This window comes from Massilia sp. TWP1-3-3 (genome assembly GCF_049897805.1).
GTDB lineage: Bacteria > Pseudomonadota > Gammaproteobacteria > Burkholderiales > Burkholderiaceae_D > Telluria_A.
Genome location: NZ_JAFCWX010000066.1, coordinates 1 through 6,927, shown reverse-complemented (window position 1 = coordinate 6,927; position 6,927 = coordinate 1). Strand labels below are relative to the sequence as shown.

At 59.2% G+C, this 6,927-nt stretch carries 7 protein-coding genes; all 7 read right to left on the bottom strand.

Translation table 11 applies throughout. The features are described 5' to 3' along the window. Positions 1-113 precede the first annotated feature (113 nt). Genes ACP7D4_RS27250 through ACP7D4_RS27220 form a run of 7 tightly spaced genes read right to left on the bottom strand, consistent with a single transcriptional unit; the run spans position 114 to position 6,801 of the window. A complete protein-coding gene (locus tag ACP7D4_RS27250; RefSeq protein WP_426212501.1) occupies positions 114-2,519 on the bottom strand; it encodes a conjugal transfer protein TraU in 2,406 nt (801 codons plus the stop codon). A gap of 19 nt (positions 2,520-2,538) precedes the next feature. Then, entirely contained in the window at positions 2,539-3,282 is a 744-nt protein-coding gene (locus ACP7D4_RS27245) for an HNH endonuclease (RefSeq protein ID WP_426212499.1), read from the bottom strand. Between the two features lie 45 nt (positions 3,283-3,327). After that, on the bottom strand, positions 3,328-3,789 hold the full coding sequence (locus tag ACP7D4_RS27240; protein ID WP_426212497.1) for a DUF6750 family protein: 462 nt from the start codon (positions 3,787-3,789) through the stop codon (positions 3,328-3,330). A gap of 29 nt (positions 3,790-3,818) precedes the next feature. Beyond that, positions 3,819-4,352, bottom strand: a complete 534-nt coding sequence (gene traQ, locus ACP7D4_RS27235; protein WP_426212495.1) for a conjugal transfer protein TraQ — start codon at positions 4,350-4,352, stop codon at positions 3,819-3,821. A 9-nt stretch (positions 4,353-4,361) separates the two neighbouring features. Continuing rightward, positions 4,362-5,132: a hypothetical protein gene (locus ACP7D4_RS27230; protein ID WP_426212493.1), complete on the bottom strand. Its 771-nt coding sequence runs from the start codon at positions 5,130-5,132 to the stop codon at positions 4,362-4,364. A gap of 38 nt (positions 5,133-5,170) precedes the next feature. Then, on the bottom strand, positions 5,171-6,514 hold the full coding sequence (traO, locus tag ACP7D4_RS27225; RefSeq protein WP_426212491.1) for a conjugal transfer protein TraO: 1,344 nt from the start codon (positions 6,512-6,514) through the stop codon (positions 5,171-5,173). 11 nt (positions 6,515-6,525) lie between these two features. Further along, complete coding sequence (locus ACP7D4_RS27220) at positions 6,526-6,801, bottom strand: DotH/IcmK family type IV secretion protein (protein ID WP_426212503.1); 276 nt, start codon at positions 6,799-6,801, stop codon at positions 6,526-6,528. Positions 6,802-6,927: the final 126 nt, after the last annotated feature.

The following is a 6,927-nucleotide window of genomic DNA, read 5'->3' as shown; positions in this document are numbered from 1 at the left end:
GCGCCAATTCCCCTTGCTATTTGGTATACTTATCCACAGCTGCTAGCATCAAACGCAGCGCCCGCCCCTGGGTCAAATTTCAATCAGCAGGGTGGGTCAATATTCGATCAGCGTCAACAGGGTATCACCGGGAGGACCACTTCGTCACGCAAGAAGTAGTTTTTTGCTGCCATCTGGCGAGCGAACATGTACATCACTGCGGTACGCAGGCAGCCTTCGGGCGTCTTAGCCCCGATCACGTCGTTCAGATCGATCGACACCACGCGCGTTTCGCTGTTTAGCTCGAAACGAGTGCGTCCTGCAAATAGTGCGTAATTCTGCGTTGCCACCGCCAGGCACCGGTAGATATATTTGAGCAACGACTCGCTGCTGCCGTTGATCGTCGCTTCACCGAACAAATCCTTGATAGACGGGTTGTTGAGATATGCGGAGAAGTCGGGAAGCACCGGCACAGCCTGACGTTGTGCAATGGACGCCTCGCGCACGTAGCCAGCCTGGAACAGCATATCCGTCACTTCCCACCAGGTGGCCACCGACCACCATTCCTCGTTATGATGCGCCCGTAAGCCTGACTGCTCCAGCACGGCGTCGACCGCTTTCTCAACCAGCGGCTCGTAGAAGTTTGCGCCCTTTTTGGCACGGTCCTCAAAGGCGATAGGCAATAGCATTTCGATTACCTGCGCGCAGCCTGGCGGTGCGCGTTTGGTTGCGGGATCCGTGCAGAACAGAGTCATGAAATCGACCAAGAATTCGTGCTCGCGCACGGTCGGATAGCGCGCCCCGAGCTGCGTGTCGAACGGGCAGACTGCGTAATCGATTGAATTCTGCAGGCGCAGGTACGCGGCCTCGCTCTTGCGGTGCTCCGGCAGGGAATCATGAAGCAGCTGGATCAGACCGGACGAGGACGGCCCGACGTCGACAATCGTCATCAACGGAAGCCGAACATTGCCGGCGCGGTGGACCGTCGCGCTGTTCATCGAGTTCATGGCGACGGACTTTCCGCTCCCCGGGGGCGCCGAAATCAACTCGATCCAGGTGTCCTGCAGCCGGCTTCCCAGCTGAATCGGATAGATCTTGCCGTCAGGTGTCCGGACGATCCACGAACCCCCGTCGCTCCAGGGCGTGGCTGGCCTTTGCAACGGCATCAGCTTCAGGGCGTCCGGCAGTGGCGGCACCATCCTATTGGCGATGTTCTTCGTCGTGAAGCCCGGAATGGTCGATGCCCATGCCGCCAGTGGATCGCCATGCACCGACGTCACTTGGCAGGTTCCCCACGCCTGAATGGCCTTCTCAAGTGATGCAAGGCGTGTTTTCGTGTCGTTTTTACTGCCTGACCAGGTCGACGCCGTGATCTTCATTGAGCAGATCGCATCTTCTTTGCTACGCTCGTTCAGGTCGATAAAGGATTGCCGAATCTGTCGGTTGTTCGGCAACATGCCGACAAACGCCACCATCATCTGGCGCGCGCGCATTTCGTTGAGCCCGCCCGGGTTGATGTCGATGCGCATGCGCCATGGGATCGAACGGTCGACTGAATCGAACAGCGCCGAGAAAGGCTGGGGCTGCTGCGGGCCTAATTCCATCGAGAGGTTTCCGTGCCACAGGCTGTCTGTCAGGATGAGATCGCGGTCATTGTCGACATCGTTCGTGCAAATCTGAAAGCTAACCGGTGCCGGAGCCAGATCGGAGCAGTCATCCTTCTCTTCGCGGCCACGCGGGATGAACCGATCGCCGGGCAGTACCGGGCGGAACTTCTGTGAAGTCCTCTCGCGGTTGACCATGATGCGTACGCGCTTAACAGCCTCATGGGCACTTAGTGGCTTGAGCATGATCCCCGGCCGCCCCTCCGCTCCGGAGTGCTCGAAGTCCGCGGTCACGCGATCAACCATCGTGTCATGCCGATATTTCATGGCCATGAGTACCGAGGCCGGATTCTGTCCGAATTCGATGCGAGGCAGCTTATGCTTCATAGCCTCCTGCGCGCGCTCCTTCATTTCGCGTTTTGTTTCCTCGGAACTCATGACGTTCAGGTGCGTGTACACCACCATCAAGTTTTGCTCCCAGGCCACAAGCGGAGCGTTGCGCCTTACCCGGTCAAGGATCAAGTCTTCCGAGTTAAGACCGATGCGACGCGCGGCATTGAGCTGCGGTTCTGCAAGACGCATCAGCTCATCGAGCGATCGGTCCGGATCGCGCTCAAACCCTAACGTGATTGAGTGACCGTAGCGCTTCAGGTACCCATTCATCTTGATGCGCAAGTTCTCGACCATCTTGCCAAAGTCGTCATCGGACAGGATCTGATAGGTGCCCTGTACGTCAAACACGGTCAGAAGAGACTGGTTGCTCGTCACGAGTGTGTAGGGGTCTTTCAGCTCAGGGTGACGCTTGATATCCTCGTCCGTGAGGCCGATGGCAGTTGCCAGCTCGCAGTAGCCGGCAAGATCTTTGCCGATCATGTAGCGCGCGAGATACGCCAGAGTGTCCTCGACAGCCTGCACGCTTTTATCCAGAAAGCCCATGTTCGCTCCTTACGTGTTCTTATGCTGGCGCATTCATGACGTCGTGATAAACCTGGTGCCATCTGCCGACGGGCAGATTTCGGTAAGCTTCCTGCGACCATGAAGCGACGTGTTGGGCAAAAGTGCCCGGATTGAAAACAACGGCGAGATCCTGAAACACGACGGCACGGCTTTCGCGGTCTCCATGACGAATCAGCGCGGAAGCAAAAACAGCAGGTTCGCTCGTTCCCCATGCGTCGTTGGCATAGTCGCGGTGGGATGCCATCCAGTTCAAGAGCCTCTTGGCTTCCTCGCGCAGGCTGGCCTCGTCCGACTCCAGCGCGACCATAATCGTGCGCTGCAGGTGATTCGCATCCTGACCACTCAGCCCCGGCAGATAGGCCACGACCGCGTTACCTTCTCCGAGCTCTCCCAGATGCTGCCAACCGTGGCAGAGAGCGTCTGCGGGACGCAGATTCTCGGGACGGACATCGCGATGGATGTCGTTCAAATTGTGCACCTCGTTCCGCTCGGAATAAAAACCGCAGAACGTGCAACGATGCCCGCCTTCGACCAGGATCTGCCGGCGCAACGCCGCCGTGTAGGCGGGGGCGGTCGGCTCGGTCGCACTAGGCGACTTGTCGCCCCAGACCCTGCTTTTCGTGGAAAACCCCAGTGCTGGGTACGTCGGAACCTCGAAGTTCGCACCCAAGCTCGGTTTCGGGTGCACCTTCGCCGGATCGACGGTAGCCGGATCGTGATTGTCGTTTCGATCTGTCGTCATAGGTTGTCGGGCGGCCTTTCGGCCGCCCCCCATTAAAGTACGCCGTTAGTTTGGCAATTGGCCCTGCGAGGAGCCCTGGATGCCGACCGTTTCGCCCATCTTGATCATTACGAAGCCAGTTGCGCCGAGCACCGCGCCAGCCAAGATAGGGACGAAAATTTGGCTACCCTTGACGTGGCTTTGCTCGCCTTCCTTGCCCTTGCGCCACCAGTTGTAGCCGCCGTAGCCAGCGCCGCCGAAACCGGCTGCAGCGAATAATTTGCCCACTCCCGATTTTATGGTGTCGCCTTGTTGCGCAGCCTTGTCCACCATGCCCGCAATGCCATCCTGGGCGTGTGCTGCAGTGGCGACGAACATCCCGATGAAAGTCAGAGCGGCACTCGCCGTCATAAGACGACGTTGACGCGGGCACTGCGCGAATTCTTCGCTCTTGGCCAGCAGGGCGACGTGGGCTTGGCGAGTCATATCAGTGGCCCATTCGATGGGCTTGAGCAGATGGTTTTTCATTACTATTTCTCCATTTGAAAGAAAAATTCCTACCAGAACAAGCTAAATGATTGCCGAAACGAGTCGATCGTTTCCGTTATCTGCACCAGCGCCGCCCCACCCAGCATGTGGGTGACAGCGCGCCAGACAGAATCGTCTGCGCCTTGTGACGATTCACCGTTTACCGATGCTTTCTTCAGGAATAAAACGCCCTTAAAGAAGAAGACGCCACCTGCCACACTCGCAAGGGTTAGAACAGCATTGATTGCTTCTGCAAAGCGCCCGAAATCGGCGGCACCGCTGTACGCGATCGGCCCGTAGGTGACGGTGCCGATTCCGATTGAATTCCAAGTCGCGTTGATGAAGCGCGAAAGATTGAGCAGCAGGCCGCCGATGATCAGGATGGGGAGGATGTCCCCGGTGGTCACAGGGTTTTGGCCCGGAAAGCGCGACGCGCGCTGCATACGCATCAACGAGTTGCCTACGTATATAAGCCCGACGAGAGCGCCCAGCACCCACAGGAATCGCCACATCGCTACCGAGAAGGTAGATGCGAAGTGGATAATCATCTGAGCCAGGTCCATGTTCCACCCCTACCGAATCACGCCACGCGAGGTGACAACTTGGCGTGCACGCGGATCGATACGCACGATCCGCACGTCGTCGATTACGTCGCCTGCGCGCACAACATAGGTTCGCTCGGCGCCTTGAATCCACGCCTGTTCGCGATAGACGGTATTTAGCGTGTAACCATGCAGCGTCGGCCCGGCGCGGGTGGCGACGGCACGACGCGACCTGCCCACGTCATGCAGTTTCGCCTGAGGCTTGCGCGAAGTCGTTGGCTTGGCCACCGTCGCCTGCGCAGGGGGCGTGCGCGCCGCTGCCTGAGCTTCGGCAGAAGCGAGTTTGCTCTGCAACTCAGCAACCGTAGCCTGCAGTTCCATTTCGCGTGGCGACGCCTGCGCTGGCATTGATGCCGGCATCACCGCTGGCACCGGCCCAGGCGCCGCGACCGCCATTGGAGCCGGGGCAGGAGACGGGGAGGGCGGCGCGAGCCGCTTGCTCGTCGTATTTATTCGACCGTCGCTGGGGACAAGCACTTGCGGCGAGGTGGCCAGCTGGTTGCTTGCGGCAGAGCCACCGGACATATAGGGCCAACCAATCCAGGCCCCGGCGATCAGGACCGCGACGACAGCGAAGTGGACCGGACCGGCCTTCAACGCCCAGCCCGATCCTTCTACGCCGGCTCCAGAGGTGGCCGCATCACTTTGGCTCGCTGTGTTGTCCGGCTTTGAGCTCGGCTTCATGTTGAAAACATCCACGCCCGACGCCGGCGCCTTGTCTCTATTAATCGGCTCACTCATATGCGGTGCCTTTTTGTGTTGGTGGTTTTACAGATTTACTACTGGGAATACAGCGGAAGTGGCGGCGGTACGTACTGCTGCAGCTGGCCGGCGGAGACGTGCCCTTGCTGCGCGCCAGCGCCTTGAAGCGCAGTCGGTGGGTTCGTGCGTGGAGGCTGCGCGGCCGGCAGACTGAGCGCGCTGAGAGCATCCGCAACCGGCTCACCCTGTTGCGCTGATCCAACTGCACCAGCTGCCATATCGTCGCTGGCCAGCACCGGGCCGACGAACTGGATTCCGATCGTCGTCTTCTTGGGGATGAGAACCTGCTTGAGCGGCATGTTCGCTGCGTCGTTGGCCAGCACCTGGCCCGCCTGGCTGCCGATTCCGCCGACGACCGTACCCATCACTGCTGACGCGCTCGGCTTGGCGGGATAAGTCTGTACGACACCGCCCAGCGGCGTGATGATGTTCTGCGTACTCGCCTGCTCGTAGAGCTGTCCGGCCCGACCGAGACCCATCCCTATTGCGGGCAGGAGGATGCGCGAAAAATAGCGATTGTTGACATCGCCCGACAGCGACGTGCGCATAGAAGTCTGGTCCACTGCCTTTGCGGTGACTTTGTAAGAACGCCCTTGCCATTTCATGAATGTAAATGTCATGTCGACCGTGTTCGTCAGCCGCTTGTAACCCAAGGCGAACAATTCGGCACCCGCATACGGACCACTCGGAATACTGGCTCGTACCATCGAATTCTCGTCGGTATCGATGTCCGTCTCGAGCAGGGCAGGCACCATCGCAAAGTCCTCGACCACCTTCAAATTCGCAGTCGCGGCGGCCGCTGCGCCTTGTTGAGCCTGTAACGGTTCGGACGGCCGCGCGAGCGACTTTGCGTAGTCGGCCGCGTCGGTCGACGTACGCGCCAAGCTATGGCCGGTAGGCGCCCAGTTGGCCATCAAACCCTGCGTCTGCTCAGCAACCTCCTTGGCGCGCTGCGGATCCTGATGGTAAGCCTGCTGTGCCGGCTGCTGCGGGTAGTACACGACCTGTTGCGGTGGTGGCTGGTAGGCTGCTTGGGCCGGCGCTTGAGCCGGCGTTTGAGCCGCCGACGGCGACGCCACGCTGTTCGCACGGCTCGACATAACAGACAGATAGGAATCACCTGTTTGCTCGGCGACGCTCGCTTTCTCCCGGTTATAGCGGTCGAGAACCTGGGAATAGTGTTCGCTTTCCTGCGTGGTCGTGCCGCGCGACTGGGTCTGGACTGCACTGACTTGCGATTGCTTGCGCGAGCTGTCGGTCAGCCAGGTGACCGCAACATAGCCGCCCGCCACGCACGCGACGACAATGGCCGCGGCCGTCACTTTTCCCTGGCGCCCGACATCTGATTGAACTGAACTCATAGTCTGACCTCTCAGTTGATATCCAATTGAAGCGTCACCGAGCGGCCCATCTCGGACAACGTGACATAAGGCGTCGGCGCCAGACGGTAGACACGCGTTCCGTCACCTGAAGCCAGGCTCTGATCGAACGCGCTCTGAATGTCATAAGCCGTGCGGACGAACAGGGCGTCGCCGTACTGCCAGATCTGCGTACGTGCTGGAGCTCCGCCGTGCATTTGGACCCGCTTGGCATCTTTCGGTGGAAGACCGTCGAGAAACGCCTGCATGACGTCGTCATAGAGTGCAATCTTCCCCGGACCTAGTGTAGTGCGTCATAAATAATAAGACTTATTATATATATGCATGTATCCTTGTCATATGGAGGGGAAATCATGCGTGTAGCGATGAAAGTTGAGTTGACGGAAGCGCAGCGT